At 30.0% G+C, this 17,447-nt stretch carries 11 protein-coding genes; 8 read left to right on the plus strand and 3 right to left on the minus strand.

Translation table 11 applies throughout. From position 1 onward, the window contains the following. Window positions 1-81 precede the first annotated feature (81 nt). From hisC to hisG, 3 genes are all read right to left on the minus strand, one after another. A complete protein-coding gene (hisC, locus tag QM495_RS11585; RefSeq protein ID WP_408672275.1) occupies window positions 82-1,116 on the minus strand; it encodes a histidinol-phosphate transaminase in 1,035 nt (344 codons plus the stop codon). A 119-nt stretch (window positions 1,117-1,235) separates the two neighbouring features. Next, on the minus strand, window positions 1,236-2,519 hold the full coding sequence (gene hisD / locus QM495_RS11590) for a histidinol dehydrogenase (RefSeq protein ID WP_408672276.1): 1,284 nt from the start codon (window positions 2,517-2,519) through the stop codon (window positions 1,236-1,238). Between the two features lie 116 nt (window positions 2,520-2,635). Beyond that, window positions 2,636-3,493, minus strand: a complete 858-nt coding sequence (gene hisG, locus QM495_RS11595; protein ID WP_408672277.1) for an ATP phosphoribosyltransferase — start codon at window positions 3,491-3,493, stop codon at window positions 2,636-2,638. Window positions 3,494-3,870: 377 nt separating this feature from the next. Between hisG and purL the strand changes: the two genes are divergently transcribed. The 8 genes from purL to mnmE form a co-directional block, all read left to right on the plus strand. After that, on the plus strand, window positions 3,871-7,578 hold the full coding sequence (gene purL, locus QM495_RS11600; protein ID WP_408672278.1) for a phosphoribosylformylglycinamidine synthase: 3,708 nt from the start codon (window positions 3,871-3,873) through the stop codon (window positions 7,576-7,578). Between the two features lie 90 nt (window positions 7,579-7,668). Next, a complete protein-coding gene (locus QM495_RS11605; protein ID WP_408672279.1) occupies window positions 7,669-9,453 on the plus strand; it encodes an AMP-dependent synthetase/ligase in 1,785 nt (594 codons plus the stop codon). A gap of 75 nt (window positions 9,454-9,528) precedes the next feature. Beyond that, window positions 9,529-11,310, plus strand: a complete 1,782-nt coding sequence (locus tag QM495_RS11610; protein WP_408672280.1) for an AMP-dependent synthetase/ligase — start codon at window positions 9,529-9,531, stop codon at window positions 11,308-11,310. Between the two features lie 51 nt (window positions 11,311-11,361). Further along, entirely contained in the window at window positions 11,362-13,053 is a 1,692-nt protein-coding gene (gene dnaX, locus QM495_RS11615; protein WP_408672281.1) for a DNA polymerase III subunit gamma/tau, read from the plus strand. A gap of 51 nt (window positions 13,054-13,104) precedes the next feature. Beyond that, entirely contained in the window at window positions 13,105-15,024 is a 1,920-nt protein-coding gene (locus tag QM495_RS11620; RefSeq protein WP_408672282.1) for a monovalent cation:proton antiporter family protein, read from the plus strand. Next, complete coding sequence (locus QM495_RS11625) at window positions 15,025-15,606, plus strand: tRNA-(ms[2]io[6]A)-hydroxylase (protein WP_408672283.1); 582 nt, start codon at window positions 15,025-15,027, stop codon at window positions 15,604-15,606. After that, window positions 15,606-16,046, plus strand: coding sequence for a DUF4268 domain-containing protein (locus QM495_RS11630; protein ID WP_408672284.1), 441 nt, complete (start codon window positions 15,606-15,608; stop codon window positions 16,044-16,046). Before QM495_RS11625 ends, QM495_RS11630 begins: the two co-directional genes overlap by 1 nt. 22 nt (window positions 16,047-16,068) lie before the next feature. Continuing rightward, window positions 16,069-17,447 (plus strand): tRNA uridine-5-carboxymethylaminomethyl(34) synthesis GTPase MnmE (gene mnmE / locus QM495_RS11635; protein ID WP_408672285.1); only part of this gene is annotated, 1,379 nt, incomplete at its 3' end.

The raw sequence follows: 17,447 nt of genomic DNA on the forward strand, positions 1-17,447 counted from the left end.
TCAAATGCATCAATTTGTTCATCAGCAGGCTCTTTAATCATAGTGCCATCACGATCTATAAACAATACTTTTTTCTTCATTTTATATTTCTTTTAGCGCCTTCATTAATAATTTATTTTCAGCTTTAGTCCCCACAGTTAATCGCAATGTATTTTCGCATAAAGGTTGCGTAGTTCTATTTCTAACTACAATTCCTTTATTTAACAATTGTTGATATCGTTTATTAGCATCATCCACTTTAATCAAAATAAAATTAGCGTCTGATTCATAAATTTTTTCTATATAATTTATAAACTCAATTTTTGAAACTAATTTTTCACGTTGCTCTACTATTTTATGTATTTCTGTTTGCACCTTGTTTACACATAGTAATCGTTTATAAGCCTTTTTTTGAGTCAACTCATTCACATTATAAGGAGGCTTAATTTTATTTAAAACAGCAATAATTTCTTTTGATGCATAACAGATTCCTAATCTAATTCCTGCCATTCCATAAGCTTTAGACAAGGTTTGAGTAATCATTAAATTTGGAAATTCATTCAACCTTTTTAACCAACTTTTTTTAGAAGAAAAATCAATATATGCTTCATCAATTACAACCAATCCTTTGAAGGCCTTTAACAGGGTTTCAACCCTTTCAGCATTGAATGAATTCCCTGTTGGATTATTTGGCGAGCATAAAAATAATATTTTGGAGTTTTCATCAATAACTTTTAAAATCTCATCAACATTTGGTTCAAAATTATTAGTTAATAATACTTCCTTTTCATCAACATTATTAATTTTTGCTAACACTTTATACATGCCATACGTTGGCGGTAATGTAATAACATTGTCTTGCTTTGGTTCGCAAAATGCTCTAAAAATCAAATCCAACACTTCATCGCTACCATTGCCCAATAAAATTTGAGAAAATGGTATATTTTTTAACGCAGACAACTCATTTTTTAACTTAGTTTGTTGTGGGTCTGGATAACGATTCACACCATTTTCAAACGGGTTTTCATTGGCATCTAAAAACACCATATCAGCATTCAAAACCTTAAATTCATCACGTGCTGATGCATAGGGTTTTAATGTCTTAATATTATCACGAACTAAATTATTGATATTCATAATTATTCTCCTCTTTTCAAATATATTATTTTGTCAATGCAAAGCAAATTTTTTATTTGCTGTGGTAATCTCACTAATTTTAAGAGATTACCACGTCATTATCATTCCTCGTAATGACGTTATTTTAAACTATTTAAACGTAAAGTTACAGCATTTTTATGTGCGTCTAAACCTTCTGCATCTGCCATTAATTCAATTGCTTTACCAATATTTTGAATTCCTATTTTTGATATTTTTTGAAATGAAATTGCCTTCAAAAACGAGTCTAAATTTACACCAGAATATGCTTTAGAATAACCATTTGTAGGTAATGTGTGGTTGGTACCAGAAACATAATCACCAGCACTTTCAGGTGTGTAATCACCAATAAATACCGAACCTGCATTTTGAACTCCGTTTATATAAAAATCGTTATCATTGGTACAAATTATAAAATGTTCTGGACTATATTCATTAATTAAATCTAGTGCAGTTTCTTTAGTTTCGATATAAATTAATTTTGAGTTTCCAATCGCTTTTTTAGCAATACTTTTTCTAGATAATAACTCCATTTGTTGTTCTATTTCTTGCTCAACTTCATTTAATTTTTCTAGTGAAGTTGATACTAAAATAACCTGACTATCTGTACCGTGTTCAGCCTGACTTAATAAATCTGAAGCTACAAAACTTGCATTGGCTGTTTCATCTGCAACAATCAATAATTCACTTGGCCCCGCAGGCATATCAATTGCAACTCCATATTTTGTAGCTAATTGCTTAGCTGCGGTAACATACTGATTTCCAGGCCCGAAAATTTTATACACTTGCGGTATTGTTTCAGTTCCAAAAGTGAAGCCTGCAATAGCTTGTATACCACCAACTTTTAATATTTTTGTAACACCACACAATTGTGCAGCATATAAAATAGCTGGATTTATCTCTCCTTTTTTATTTGGTGGAGTCGCCAAAATAATTTCTTTACAGCCTGCAATTTGAGCAGGTATTGCCAACATTAACACCGAAGAAAATAATGGAGCTGTTCCACCTGGAATGTACAATCCAACTTTTTGAATTGCTCTTTTTTCTTGCCAACACTCAACACCTTCAACAGTTATTACAACTTTTTTAGTTGTTTTTTGAGCAGTATGAAATGTTGAAATATTATTTTTAGCCAAATTAATAGCTCTTTTTAGCTCACTAGAAATTTGTGATGAAGCTGCCAAAATTTCTTCTGAGGATGCATAAAATTCATCTAACTCAACATCATCAAAAATTGAAGAATAACGTTTAATTCCATCATCACCATTCCGTTTTATATCATCAAAAATTGAAGTTACAGTAGTTTCAATAGCTTCAATTGTTTGCACAGGTCTTTGCAACAAAATTTGCCACTGATTTTTATCTGGATTAATTATTTTTTTCATTACTTAATTTTATGTTCAACTGTTTAAAAGTAAAACGTGTAATTGGATGTTCGTTTTAAGTAATTCAATTTTAAATTCCTATTAAACAACTAAACAATTTAACGCATCAACTTAAACTATAATACCATTTTTTCAATTGGAATCACTAGCAACCCTTCTGCCCCATTTGCCTTTAATTCATCTATTACTTCCCAAAAAGAATTTTTTTCAATTACTGTGTGAATAGAACTCCAACCCGCTTCTGCCAATGGTAAAACTGTTGGGCTTCGCATCCCTGGCAACAATTTAATTATTGTTTCAACTTTGTCATTTGGCGCATTCATTAAAATATATTTTGATTTCCTAGCTTTTAATACTGCTTGAATTCTAAACTGGAGCTTGTCTAATATCTTCTGATTATCACTTGAAATACTTGGTGAAACTGCTAAAACAGCTTCACTTTTCAACATTAATTCAACTTCTTTTAAATTGTTTTTGAATAATGTACTTCCACTCGAAACAATATCACAAATAGCATCGGCCAAACCAATATTTGGGGCAATTTCTACTGAACCATTGATAATATGAATATCTGGTGTTACATTAAATTTTTTGAAGTATTCCTTTACAGTATTTGGGTATGAAGTAGCAATTCTAGCACCTTCTAAATCCTTAATATTTTTATAATTTACTTCTTTTGGTACTGCTAAAGAAACTCTACATTTTGAAAATCCTAATTGTTCTATAATACCAATATCACCTCCTTTTTCAATCAGTACATTTTCTCCAATTATAGCAATATCTACTACACCATCTCTAAGATATTGAGGAATATCACCATTTCGTAAATACAACACTTCCAACGGAAAATTACTTGCTGATGCTTTTAATTGGTCTTTCCCATTATCAATAGAAATTCCACAATCTTTTAATAAATTTAGAGAATCTTGGTTTAATCTTCCTGATTTTTGGACTGCAATCTTAATTTTAATCATTTTTTATTTTAATTAGCTTGAGTATTCCAAACAGGCCATAAAAAAACCCGTTTGATTTTCTCAAACGGGTTATAATTATATGTTGAATTTATTCAATATAGTATCATCTCGCCTGAGTGCCAGTATAAAAATGATGACGATGTAATTGAATAAATTTCATTATTTCTTGTTTTATGAGGCAAATATAAAAATGTTTAATATAGCAACCTGAACATCATAAAATATTTACAAAATTTAATATTTTGTTAAATAAATAACAATAAAAATTGTTTAAAACTCTCTTAATAACTGATTGATTATAAACAAAAGTACCCACAACATTTATAATAATTTGATTAAATTTGCACATACTAACAACGCACTAAACTAATCAATCTATGATTCATTTCTTTGGAAACACAAACAGTAAAATTTATGCTGTACAAACGTCAAAAGAACTTTCACAAAAAAATACACAAAAATTAAACTGGCTTTTTGGAAATCAAGAAAAACTATCTGAAGCATCTATTGATGCTTTTTTTATTGGTCCACGCTCGGCTATGATTACTCCTTGGAGTACTAATGCTGTTGAAATTGCACAAAATATGGGTATTGAAGATCTTTTCAGAATTGAAGAATTTAATGTTTCAACAAAAGATGAGGGTTTTGATTCAATGATTTTTCAGAAGTATTCAAACTTAAATCAAGATATTTTCACAATCAATATTCAACCTAAACCTATTCTTGAAATTGAAGATATTGATGCGTATAACAAACAAGAAGGACTATCATTAAATGGAGAGGAAGTTGACTATTTAAATAAGCTAAGTACAAAAATTGGTAGAAAATTAACCGATTCTGAAGTGTTTGGATTTTCACAAGTAAACTCAGAGCACTGTCGCCATAAAATTTTTAACGGTACTTTTATTATTGATGGTAAAGAAATGCCATCATCTCTTTTTGAATTAATTAGAAAAACATCAGAAACAAATCCAAACGGAATTGTTTCAGCCTATAAAGATAACGTAGCTTTTATAAAAGGGCCAATTGTTGAACAATTTGCACCAAAATCAGCTGACAAACCAGACTATTATGAGAAAAAAAAATATAATTCAGTAATTTCTTTAAAAGCTGAAACACATAATTTTCCAACAACTGTTGAACCTTTTAATGGTGCTGCAACGGGTTCAGGTGGTGAAATTAGAGACCGATTGGCTGGAGGAAAAGGGTCGTTACCATTGGCTGGAACTGCTGTTTATATGACATCTTACTCGCGTTTAAACGAAAATAGGTCTTGGGAAAAAGGAATGCAAGAACGGGATTGGCTATATCAAACTCCAATGGACATATTGATAAAAGCCTCTAATGGAGCTTCCGATTTTGGTAACAAATTTGGGCAACCTTTAATTACTGGTTCTGTATTGACTTTTGAACATGAAGAGCAAGCACGTAAACTTGGCTTTGATAAAGTAATTATGCAAGCTGGTGGTATTGGTTATGGTAAAGCTGAACAAGCGTTAAAAGACACTCCAAAAGCAAACGATAAAATAGTGCTACTTGGTGGTGAAAATTACCGAATTGGTATGGGAGGTGCTGCCGTATCATCATCCGATACTGGAGCATTTGAAAGTGGTATTGAATTAAATGCCGTACAACGCTCAAATCCAGAAATGCAAAAAAGAGCTGCAAATGCCATTCGTGGAATGGTAGAAAGCGATATAAATCCTATTGTCTCTATTCACGATCACGGTGCAGGTGGACATTTAAATTGCTTATCGGAATTAGTTGAGGAAACTGGAGGATTAATAGATTTAGATAAATTACCAATTGGTGACCCAACACTTTCTGCTAAAGAAATTATTGGAAACGAATCTCAAGAACGTATGGGATTAGTTATTGGTGAAGAAGGTGCTAAAACTTTAAAACGTATTGCAGAAAGAGAGCGCTCTCCTTACTATGAAGTTGGTAAAGTAACAAATAATAACCGTTTTACATTTCAATCTAAAACTACCGGTGAAAAACCAATAGATTTAGACTTGTTTGATATGTTTGGGAGTTCTCCTAAAACTATAATGAAGGATAAAACAGTTGCTGTAAACTACCTAGAATTAAAATATACAATTCAAAAAATAGCAATCTATTTAAAAAATGTATTACAATTAGAAGCTGTAGCTTGTAAAGACTGGCTCACCAATAAAGTAGACCGCTGTGTTGGTGGTAAAGTTGCAAAACAACAATGTGCTGGCCCATTACAATTACCTTTAAATAATTGTGGTGTTGTGGCATTGGATTATAATGGAAAAGAAGGAATAGCAACCTCTATTGGACATTCACCGGTAGCAGCATTAATTGATCCAATAGCAGGAAGTAGAACGGCCATTGCAGAAGCATTATCGAATATAATTTGGGCACCCATAAAAAATGGTTTAAATGGTATTTCACTTTCAGCCAACTGGATGTGGCCTTGTAAAAATGAAGGTGAAGATGCTCGTTTATACAAAGCCGTAAAAGCAGTTTCTGAATTTGCTATTGAATTAGGAATTAATGTACCAACGGGTAAAGATTCATTATCAATGAAGCAAAAATACCCTAATGAAGAAGTTATTGCTCCTGGAACAGTAGTAATTTCAGCTGCTGGAAATTGTGCAGATATTAAAAAAGTAGTTGAGCCCGTTTTACAAAAAAATGGGGGATCAATTTATTATATCAACCTTTCTCAAGATGATTTTAAATTAGGAGGTTCTTCATTTGCACAAACACTTAATTCAATTGGGAGCTCTGCTCCAACAATTAAAGATACTACTTTTTTCAAAAAAGCATTCAATACAATCCAAGAATTAATTTTAGAAAATAATATACTTGCTGGACATGATGTTGGAAGTGGTGGACTTATAACTACACTTTTAGAAATGTGCTTTTCTGATGTAAATTTAGGTTTGAAAATAGATTTTTCAGTTTTCGAAGAAAAAGATATTATAAAATATCTTTTTGCAGAAAATATAGGAATTGTTTTTCAAGCAAAAGATGACACTCTTGTTGAGAGTAAATTAACTAAAAATAACGTTTCATTTTACAAATTAGGAAATGTTACAAATGAAGAAACTTTAGATTTTGGACCTTGTAAGTTAGACATTCCAACATACAGAACTATTTGGTTTGAAACTTCATATTTATTAGATGCTAAGCAATGTGTAAATAATAAAGCACAAGATCGCTTTGAAAATTATAAAAATCAACGTTTAAATTTTTCATTTCCAAAACATTTTACAGGTAAGTTATCAGACATCATTGAAAACGAAGTGAAACAATCTGCTTCTGATAATGAGATTGCTTCGTCGCAAACTCCTCGCAATGACATAAAAAGACCAAAAGCAGCTATTATTCGTGAAAAAGGAAGTAACTCTGAACGTGAAATGGCAAATGCCATGTATTTAGCTGGTTTTGACGTAAAAGATGTGCATATGACCGATTTAATTAGTGGTCGTGAAACCTTAGAAGATATTCAATTTATTGGTGCTGTAGGTGGTTTTTCAAACTCTGATGTGTTAGGATCTGCCAAAGGTTGGGCAGGTGCATTCTTGTACAATGAAAAGGCAAAAAATGTATTAGATAATTTCTTTAAAAGAGAAGATACATTATCCGTTGGAATTTGTAATGGATGCCAATTATTTATGGAATTAGAAGTAATTAACCCAGAACATAAAATTCACGGAAAAATGCTGCATAACGATTCCCATAAACACGAAAGTAATTTTACTTCAGTAAAAATACAAAAAAATAACTCTGTTATGCTTTCTAGTTTAGAAGGAAGTACTTTGGGTGTTTGGATTTCTCATGGTGAAGGGAAATTTAATTTACCAATGAAAGAAAAAGACTACAATATTGTAGCTAAATATGGGTATGATTCGTATCCGGCAAATCCAAATGGATCGGATTTTAATGTTGCAATGATGAGTTCAAAAGATGGTCGACATTTAGTAATGATGCCGCATATTGAACGTTCTATTTTTCAATGGAATTGGGCGTATTATCCAAAAGGAAGAAAAGACGAAGTTTCGCCTTGGGCTGAAGCTTTTGTAAATGCCAGAAAATGGATTGAAAAATAAAACACAAAATACTATTTAATTTATCTTAAGGATTTTACTGTTGTGAAATCCTTTTTTTATGTCTAATTTGCAAGTAATCAATCGTTATTTATGAGTCATAATATTACACGTTTATTTGATTTTGCTTATCACCAACTAGCCAATAATCCTCAAGAAAAATGTTTCAATACAAAAGTCGATAACCAATGGATTTCAACTTCAACAAAAAGCTATATTGAGCAAGCAAATACAATTAGTAGAGCACTCTTAAGATTAGGTATAAAACCAAACGATAAAATAGCCGTTGTAACTACCACAAACCGTGTTGAATGGAGTATCCTAGATATTGCTATATTACAAATTGGCGCTATAAATGTTCCATTATACCCTACTATTTCTTCAACTGACTATCAATACATTATAAATCATTCTGATGCTGTTTTATGCTTTGTTTCAGACAGAATATTAGCAAAAAAAGTATCAAAAATCAAAGATAAAACACAATTAAAAGACATCTATTCTTTTGATAAAGTAAAAAATATCTCCACTTGGAAATCCTTATTAGAATTGGGTAAAGACACTTCAAACCAAGCTGAAGTTGAGAAATTTAAAAAGGCGGTTTCACCTTCAAAATTAGCAACAATAATTTATACTTCAGGAACCACTGGAATACCAAAAGGTGTGATGCTTTCTCATAAAAATATTGTAGAAAACACATTTGTAAGTGCTAAAGCATTAGATTTTGAGCCTAGAAATTATAAAGTGTTAAGCTACTTACCAATTTGTCATATTTTTGAACGTTTTGCTTTATATTATTATCAATTCATAGGATTTGAAATTTATTATGCTGAATCTATTGATAAATTAGGTGATAATTTAAAAGAAGTTCAGCCTCATTTTATACCTGTTGTACCGCGATTACTTGAAAAAATTTACGATAAAATTGTTGATAAAGGGAGTAACTTAAAAGGAATAAAACACTTACTTTTCTTTTGGTCTTTAAACTTAGGAAAAAACTATAAACCATATAATGAAAATGGTTGGTGGTATCATTTTCAATTAAAAATAGCTCAAAAATTAGTTTTTAGTAAATGGCGTGAAGCTTTAGGTGGAAATATTAAGTTTTTAGTTTCGGGTAGTGCTCCTTTACAACCTCTACTTATTAAAGTATTTACTGCAGCAGGGATTCCCGTTTTTGAAGGTTATGGAATGACCGAAACTTCACCAGGAATATCAATCAACGATTTTAGAAACGGTGGTTTTAAAATTGGTACCGTTGGAAGAGTTCTTGATAATATTGAAGTAAAAATTGCTAGTGATGGCGAAATATTGGTTAAAGGTTCAAATATTATGCTTGGTTATCACAAAGAAGAAGAACTTACTAATAACACCATTATAAGCGGTTATTTACATACGGGTGACATTGGGATATTAGATAATGATGGTTTTTTAAAAATTACCGGTCGAAAAAAAGAAATGTTTAAAACTTCAGGTGGTAAATACATTGCTCCTGCTGTACTTGAATGCAAACTAAAAGAATCTCGTTTTATTGAACAAGTGATGGTTATTGGTGAAAGTGAAAAAATGCCAGCAGCTATTATTCAACCACATTTTGAATTTTTAATTGAATGGATAAAACGCAAACAATTAAAAATTAATATTTCATCTTTTGAGGATATTATTTCAAACAAAAAAGTAATAAAAAGAATTGGTGAAGAAATCGTTTTTGCTAATTCATTTTTTGGAAATTGGGAAAAAATTAAAGATTTTGAATTAACCTCTGACATTTGGAGTATAGAAAATGACTTACTAACACCAACTATGAAATTAAAACGTAAGTCTATCATTCAGAAATACAATCACTTATATTTTAAAATTTACAAAAAACAACCATAAAACTATTGCTACCTCTTTGCTTGTAGAATTCTATTAATTTTTATATTTTGCAAGGATACATTCAAACAATAAGAAATGGCCAAAGAAATTACTCGATTATTCGATTTTGCTCACTACCAATTAGAAAAATATAATTTAAAAAAGGCTTTTACTACAAAATATAATGGAGAATGGATTGCTACTTCAACTCAAGAATATATAACTAAAGCAAATGCTATAAGTCGTGGATTATTAAAATTAGGAGTAAAACCAGGTGATAAAATAGCTGTTATTTCTTCAAATAATAGAACTGAATGGAATATTTTAGATATTGGCGTATTACAAATTGGAGCTATTAATATTCCTATTTACCCAACAATTTCTAAAGATGATTATGAATATATTTTTAACCATTCTGAAGTAACTCATTGCTTTTTATCTGACAAAGAATTATATGCTAAAGCAATTGCGGTTAAAGATAAAGTGCCAACTTTAAAAGAAATTTATTCTTTTGAAGACATTGAAGGTTGTAAAAATTGGAATGAAATTTTAGAACTTGGGAAAGATGAAAGCAGTCAGCCTGAAGTTGAACAACTAATGGCAGCAGTAAAATCTTCTGATTTAGCAACAATTATTTATACTTCAGGTACTACAGGAAAACCAAAAGGCGTAATGCTCTCACACAATAATATTGTTACCAACGTTTTAGATAGTTTCCCAAGACTTCCACTAACAGTTGGTGATATGAGCGTTTTAAGCTTTTTACCTGTATGTCATGTTTTTGAAAGAATGTTACATTACTTATATCAGTATGCTGGAATTTCTATTTATTTTGCTGAATCAATTGATAAAATTGGAGTGAATTTAAAAGAAGTTCATCCTTCATTAATGTCTGTAGTTCCTCGCTTACTTGAAAAAATTTATGATGGAATAATTACAAAAGGATCAGAGTTAAAGGGTTTAAAAAAAATAATATTCTTTTGGGCTGTTGATTTAGGCTTAAAATATGAACCTTATGGTAAAAATGGCTGGTGGTACGAAAAACAATTAGCTTTAGCTAACAAATTAATATTTAGCAAATGGCGTGAAGCTTTAGGCGGTAGCTTAAGAACTATGGTTTCTGGTAGTGCTGCACTACAACCACGTTTAGCTAGAGTTTTTACTGCTGCAAAAATGCATGTAATGGAAGGTTATGGACTTACAGAAACTTCGCCAGTAGTATCTGTAAATAGATATGATTTCAACTTAATGAAAATTGGAGCAGTTGGAAAACCTATTAATAATGTAGAAGTGAAAATTGCTAAAGATGGAGAAATTTTAATAAAAGGTCCCAATGTAATGATGGGTTATTATAAAGATGAAGAAAAAACAGCAAGTGTAATGACGGGTGATTATTTCCACACTGGAGATAAAGGTGAAGTTGATAGCGATGGGTTCTTAAAAATAACTGGTAGAAAAAAGGAAATTTTTAAGACTTCAGGTGGTAAATATATTGTACCTGCTTTATTAGAAAATGAAATGAAACAATCTCGTTTTATTGAGCAAATTTTAGTGGTTGGAGAGGGACAAAAAATGCCTGCAGCAATTATTCAACCACACTATAAGTTCTTAAGAGAGTGGTCACGTATTCATCATGAACCTATCTTAGGAAATAATCAGGATTTAATTGAAAATCCACATATTATAGAACGCATTCAGCAAGAAATTAATCACGGAAATAAAAATTTTGGTAAATGGGAAACTATCAAACGATTTGAATTAACACCTGACGTTTGGGGAATTGACAATGGCTTATTAACACCAACAATGAAACCTAAACGAGCTGAAATTTTAAAGAAATATCAACATTTGTATAATAAAATTTATGAAATTAGCTAGTAATTAACAACTAGTTTTAATACTTTCGTAAAACAAGTAAACACGCAATTAATGGAACAATTTATAGTATCTGCTCGTAAATATCGCCCTCAAACTTTTGGGGAAGTTGTTGGGCAACAAGCAATTACCAACACACTTGAAAATGCTATAAAAAACAACCATTTAGCACAAGCTTTACTGTTTACTGGCCCAAGAGGAGTTGGTAAAACTACTTGTGCACGTATTTTAGCAAAACAAATAAATCAAAATAATTCAGAAACAACTAGTGAAGATGATTTTGCATTCAATATTTTTGAATTAGATGCAGCTTCAAACAATTCGGTTGATGATATTAGAAGTTTAACCGATCAAGTTCGTATTCCACCTCAAACAGGAAAATATAAAGTCTATATTATTGATGAGGTTCATATGTTATCTGCCGCCGCGTTTAATGCCTTTTTAAAAACATTAGAAGAACCACCAGCTCACGCTATTTTTATTCTAGCAACTACTGAAAAACATAAAATAATTCCAACCATACTTTCACGTTGTCAAATTTTTGATTTTAAACGAATTGGAGTTTTAGATGCTAAAAATTACCTTAAAAAAATAGCTATTGAAGAAAATATAACTGCTGATGATGATGCTTTACATATTATTGCTCAAAAAGCAGATGGAGCTATGCGTGACGCACTTTCTATTTTCGATAGAGTTGTAAGTTTTTCAGGAAATAAATTAACAAGAAAAGCTGTTACAGAAAACCTAAATGTATTAGATTACGATGAATATTTTAAAACAACCGATTTAATTCTAGAAAATAAAATTCCTGAAGTTTTAATTCATTTCAATTCAATTTTAAGCAAAGGATTTGAAGGTCATCATTTTATTAGTGGTTTAGCTTCTCACTTTAGAGATTTATTAGTTGCAAAAGATAAAATTACTATCGATTTACTAGAAGTTGGAGATAATGCAAAAAAGAAATATTTAGTTCAATCTGAAAAATGTGATGTACGTTTTTTGCTACAAGGTATTGAATTAGCTAACAATTGCGATTTAAAATACAAAACAAGTAAAAATCAACGATTACTAGTTGAACTAACTCTTATGCAATTAGCCTCTATTACTTTTAATGGAGAAAAAAAAAACAATAAACCCTACATTATAGCATCGCTCCATTTTAATACTGGTTTAGTTTCAAAACCAATTTTTATACCTAGTACTCAACAAACTAAAAATAAAACTTTACCCATAATAAAAGCTGAAATCTCTAAAAAAGAGATAGTTAAACCTGTTTTACCAGATGGTAAAAGAAGAGTTTCTTCACTATCCTTAAGTAGCATTGGGCGTAAAAAAGAGCTAGAAGAAGTTGAAGTTGAGTATGAAGAAATTGAAGGTTTGCCAACTGATGAATTTTCAACAAATAAAGTCACAATTCTTTGGAAACAATATATTGAAAAGTTACAATTACAAGGTAAAAAAAGTGTTGCTTCAATAATGAATGCAAGTAAACCTACCGTTATAAATAACGAAATACATTTTGAGCTTCCAAACTCATTAATGAAAGATCAATTGGAACGAGCAAAAGGTCCATTAATAAAGTTCTTACGCAAAAAATTAAACAACTTTAAAACCACAATTAAAATTGATGTAAATGAAGAAGTAACTAAAAAATATGCTTATACACCCCAAGAAAAATACGAAAAATTAAAAGAAAAAAATAAAGTACTTGAATTATTAAAGAAAACTTTTGATTTAGATTTATAAATTTTGATATTAAACTTCATTGAGTATCTTTAACTTCTTAAATTATTTAATTTGGATTTAAAATTATTAATTACATTTTTAATAGGTTTTTTAATTGTTGCAATTGCTGCAAATCAGATTGCTATTGTTTTTCAAAAAATTAAATTCCCCTTAATTACAGGTTTAATTGTTACTGGTATTATTGCGGGATCTTCCGTATTAAATTTTATTACACCAAATGCATTAAAACAACTAAACTTTTTAAATGAAATTGCTTTAGCTATAATTGCCTTTTCTGCAGGATCTGAATTATACTTAAACGACTTAAGAAGTAGAATTAAAAGTATAAAATGGATGACAATTGGCCAACTTATAATAACATTTGTTATGAGTTCTACAGTAATCTATTTTTTTGCAAGTCTAATCCCTTTTATGGCAGAAATGCCTTCAACACATAAAATTGCTGTAGCTGTATTATTTGGAACTATTTTTGTTGCACGCTCACCCTCATCAGCAATTGCAGTAATTAATGAAATGAGAGCTAATGGACCGTTTACAAAAACGGTTATGGGAGTTACAGTTATAAAAGATGTACTTGTAATTATTTTATTTGCAATTTGTTTTGCCATTGCTAAAGCCTTAATTAATGGAGAATCTACAGGTTTTCTATTCTTTATTTTATTATTAATTGAATTAATTACCTCCTTTGGACTTGGTTATTTGCTAGGAAAAATATTACAAATCCCATTTTTAACAAAACTAGACATTCAACTAAAAGGAATAGCCGTTATTTTAATTGGTTATTTGGTGTATGTTTTTACACATTATGTTAAAATCCAAACATTAGCATATTTCCATCACGAGTTTATTTTAGAACCATTACTAATTTGTATAATAGGTAGTTTTGTTTTAACTAATTACAGCAAACATCGTATTGAATTCTCTCAAACACTTAAAAAAATAAGTCCACTAATTTATATTATATTTTTCACATTAACAGGTGCTTCATTATCTGTACAAACACTAATAAGTGTATTTGGAATTGCTGTAGCTCTTTTCTTTTTAAGGCTAATTACTATGGTTTTTGGAGGATTTTTTGGAGTGTATGCAGCAAACGACCATAAAAAATATACGTTCATAGCTTGGATGCCTTATTTAACTCAAGCTGGTGTTGCATTAGGCTTAGCAACAATAATATCACATGAATTTCCAGTTTGGGGACATCAATTTGAAACAATTATAATTGCCATTATTGTATTAAACCAATTAATTGGTCCTCCTTTATTCAAATGGTCTTTAAATTTTGTGAAAGAAAGCCATTTACAAGCTAAGAAAAATATTTTTGACGCTACTCGTGAAGCTTTAATTTTTGGTCTTGAAAATCAAGCAATTGCACTTGCTAATCAATTAAAAAAGCACAAATGGCAAGCTCGAATTGTTAATACAGATAAAAAAAGTGCTAATGACAATCATGAAGTTGAAATTATAAACCTTTCATCTATAAGTTACACTTCATTAAAGAAATTAAATTTAGAAAAAACAGAAGCAATTATTTTAATGCTTTCGGATGATGATAACTATAAAATTACTGAATTAATTTATGAAAACATAGGAGCCAAAGATGTTATTGTTAGATTAAACAATCGTAAAAATTTTGAAAAATTTCATAAGTTAGGGGCTTTAATTATTGAGCCAGCAACGGCTATGGTGAGTTTATTAGATCATTTTGTTCGTTCACCAAATGCAGCTTCTTTACTGCTTGGAATGGATGATGGGCAAGACTCTATAGATGTAGAAATTAGAAATAAAGATATACACGGTATGCGATTACGTGATTTAAGATTACCTGCCGATATTTTGGTGCTTTCAGTAAAAAGGAAAGGTCAAGTATTAGTTTCTCACGGATATACTCGTATGCGTTTAGGAGATATTATTACGTTAGTTGGTTCCGCAACTAGTTTAGAAGAACTTAAATTTAAATTTGATACATAAATGTTGGGACTAAAATCAGTAACAAACCCTGAATGGGCAAAAATTGCAGAAGATAATTTAGAACAATTTTTAACTGACCATGCTTTTGCAGAGCAAAAAGCTGCGGCAGGTGGTTTTTCATTAATTATATCTTATTCTGAAGAAACTGAATTAGTGAAAGCCTTAAGTGAATATACGATTGAAGAAACTGAACACTTTAAATTAGTCCATGACTTTATGATATCTAGAGGTTATAAACTTGGAAGGGATCATAAAAGCAATTATGCTGCTCACCTATTTAAATTTTTCCCTAAAACAAAAGATAGAACAGAAAGCCTAGTAATAAGGTGCTTAATTGCTGCAATTATTGAGGCTAGAAGCTGTGAAAGGTTTAAAACACTAGCCGATTATACTTCTGATAAAGAATTAGAAAAATTTTATAGAGATTTAATTACTTCAGAAGCTGGACACTATACTCTATTTTTAAAATTTGCTCGCAAATATCAAGACAAAGAAATTGTAAATAAAAAATGGAATAAATTATTAGAATACGAAGCCACTTATATGAATACTCAAGGCAAAACTCCACTAGTTCATGGTTAATGTTTAGTAAATCCGCATCTGCTCAACTTAGAAAACAATTCTGGACAAGTTTTGGTAAATCATTTCCTAGAAAATGGATATTATATAATACTCAAATAAAAGATTTCAGTTTTAAATTTGTTGCAAATCAGAAACAAGCAATGGTTTGTTTAGATATTGAATCGTTTGATACAGCTAAAAATCAATTGTTGTTTGAACAAATTATAGATTTAAAAAATATTTTACTTGAAGAATATCTTCCTGAAGCTATTTTTGATGATAAATACACTTTAGATACTGGAAAAGAAATTCATCGCATTTATGTAGTTCATCACCAAAAATTCAATATTCATGATAAAAACACTTGGCAGTTAGCTTATGAATTTTTCAATAAAAACATGCCTCAATTTGAACAATTCTATGAAGACTTTGAAGATTTTATAAAACAAGTAATTTATTAAAAAAATCACTATTTTTGCATCAATGAATCAAATAAATAATGATACTATAATTGCATTGGCAACTTCATCGGGAGTTGGTGCAATTGCAGTTATACGTTTATCGGGTGAAGATGCTATAAAAATTGTAAATAATTTCTTTCAATCTAAATTTAAGAACAAGAATTTAACAAAGGTAAAATCACATACTATTCATTTAGGAAATATTTCTGATAACAATCATATAATAGATGAAGTATTAATTTCAGTATTTAAAAATCCACATTCCTATACCGGAGAAAATGTAATAGAAATTAATTGTCATGGTTCTGTTTATATTCAACAAGAAATAATACAATTATTTATTAAAAATGGTGTTAGAAATGCAAACCCAGGAGAATTTACCTTACGCGCATTTTTAAATGGCAAAATGGATTTAAGTCAAGCCGAAGCTGTAGCTGATTTAATTTCTTCTAATTCAGCAGCTTCGCATCAAGTTGCTTTACAACAAATGCGTGGCGGATTTAGTACTAAAATTCAAAATTTACGTCAACAATTATTAAATTTTGCTAGTTTAATTGAATTAGAATTAGATTTTGCTGAAGAAGATGTTGAGTTCGCAGACAAAACTGAATTTAAAAATTTAATTTCAAAAATAAGCAGCGTTTTAAAAAGATTAATAGATTCTTTTGCTTTGGGAAATGTGCTCAAAAATGGAATCCCTGTTGCAATTGTTGGAGAACCTAATGTTGGGAAATCAACGTTATTAAATACACTTTTAAATGAAGAAAAAGCTATTGTAAGTGAAATTGCAGGAACTACAAGAGATGCTATTGAAGATGAAATGATTATTGAAGGTGTTAGCTATCGATTTATTGATACCGCAGGCATTAGACATACTGATGATATTGTTGAAAGCATTGGAATTAAAAAAACATTTGAAAATATTGGTAAAGCACAATTAGTTCTTCATTTAATAGATGCTTCAAAAATTGATAACCTTAAAGAACGAATTTCAGATTTAGGAAAAAAATACCCTTCAAAAAAGATATTGACGATTATTAACAAAGTAGATTTACTTTCAAAAGAAAAAATTTCAGCCCTTAATAATAAATACTCAAACTTAATTTTTCTTTCTGCAAAACATAAAACTGATATTGCTTCATTAACAACTATTTTAACAAAATTAGCTAATAAAGGAGCCTTAAGTAATAATGAAACTATAGTAAGTAATTCTCGTCATTTTGAAGCATTAAATAACGCTTTAACCTCCATAAAAGAAGTTGAAAAAGGAATTAACAACAATATAAGCACCGATTTATTTTCTATTGATATTCGTCAAGCTCTTTTTCATTTAGGTGAAATTACTGGAGAAGTAACTACCGAAGATTTACTAGGAAATATTTTTGCTAATTTTTGTATCGG

The organism is Lutibacter sp., assembly GCF_046055765.1.
In the GTDB taxonomy this organism is placed as follows: Bacteria; Bacteroidota; Bacteroidia; order Flavobacteriales; family Flavobacteriaceae; genus Lutibacter.

Excerpts from the sequence above, each read along its gene's own strand:
- hisC (WP_408672275.1), bottom strand. The coding sequence starts at position 1,116 with ATGAATATCAATAATTTAGTTCGTGATAATATTAAGACATTAAAACCC.
- hisD (WP_408672276.1), bottom strand. The coding sequence starts at position 2,519 with ATGAAAAAAATAATTAATCCAGATAAAAATCAGTGGCAAATTTTGTTG.
- hisG (WP_408672277.1), bottom strand. The coding sequence starts at position 3,493 with ATGATTAAAATTAAGATTGCAGTCCAAAAATCAGGAAGATTAAACCAA.
- purL (WP_408672278.1), top strand. The coding sequence starts at position 3,871 with ATGATTCATTTCTTTGGAAACACAAACAGTAAAATTTATGCTGTACAA.
- QM495_RS11605 (WP_408672279.1), top strand. The coding sequence starts at position 7,669 with ATGAGTCATAATATTACACGTTTATTTGATTTTGCTTATCACCAACTA.
- QM495_RS11610 (WP_408672280.1), top strand. The coding sequence starts at position 9,529 with ATGGCCAAAGAAATTACTCGATTATTCGATTTTGCTCACTACCAATTA.
- dnaX (WP_408672281.1), top strand. The coding sequence starts at position 11,362 with ATGGAACAATTTATAGTATCTGCTCGTAAATATCGCCCTCAAACTTTT.
- QM495_RS11625 (WP_408672283.1), top strand. The coding sequence starts at position 15,025 with ATGTTGGGACTAAAATCAGTAACAAACCCTGAATGGGCAAAAATTGCA.
- QM495_RS11630 (WP_408672284.1), top strand. The coding sequence starts at position 15,606 with ATGTTTAGTAAATCCGCATCTGCTCAACTTAGAAAACAATTCTGGACA.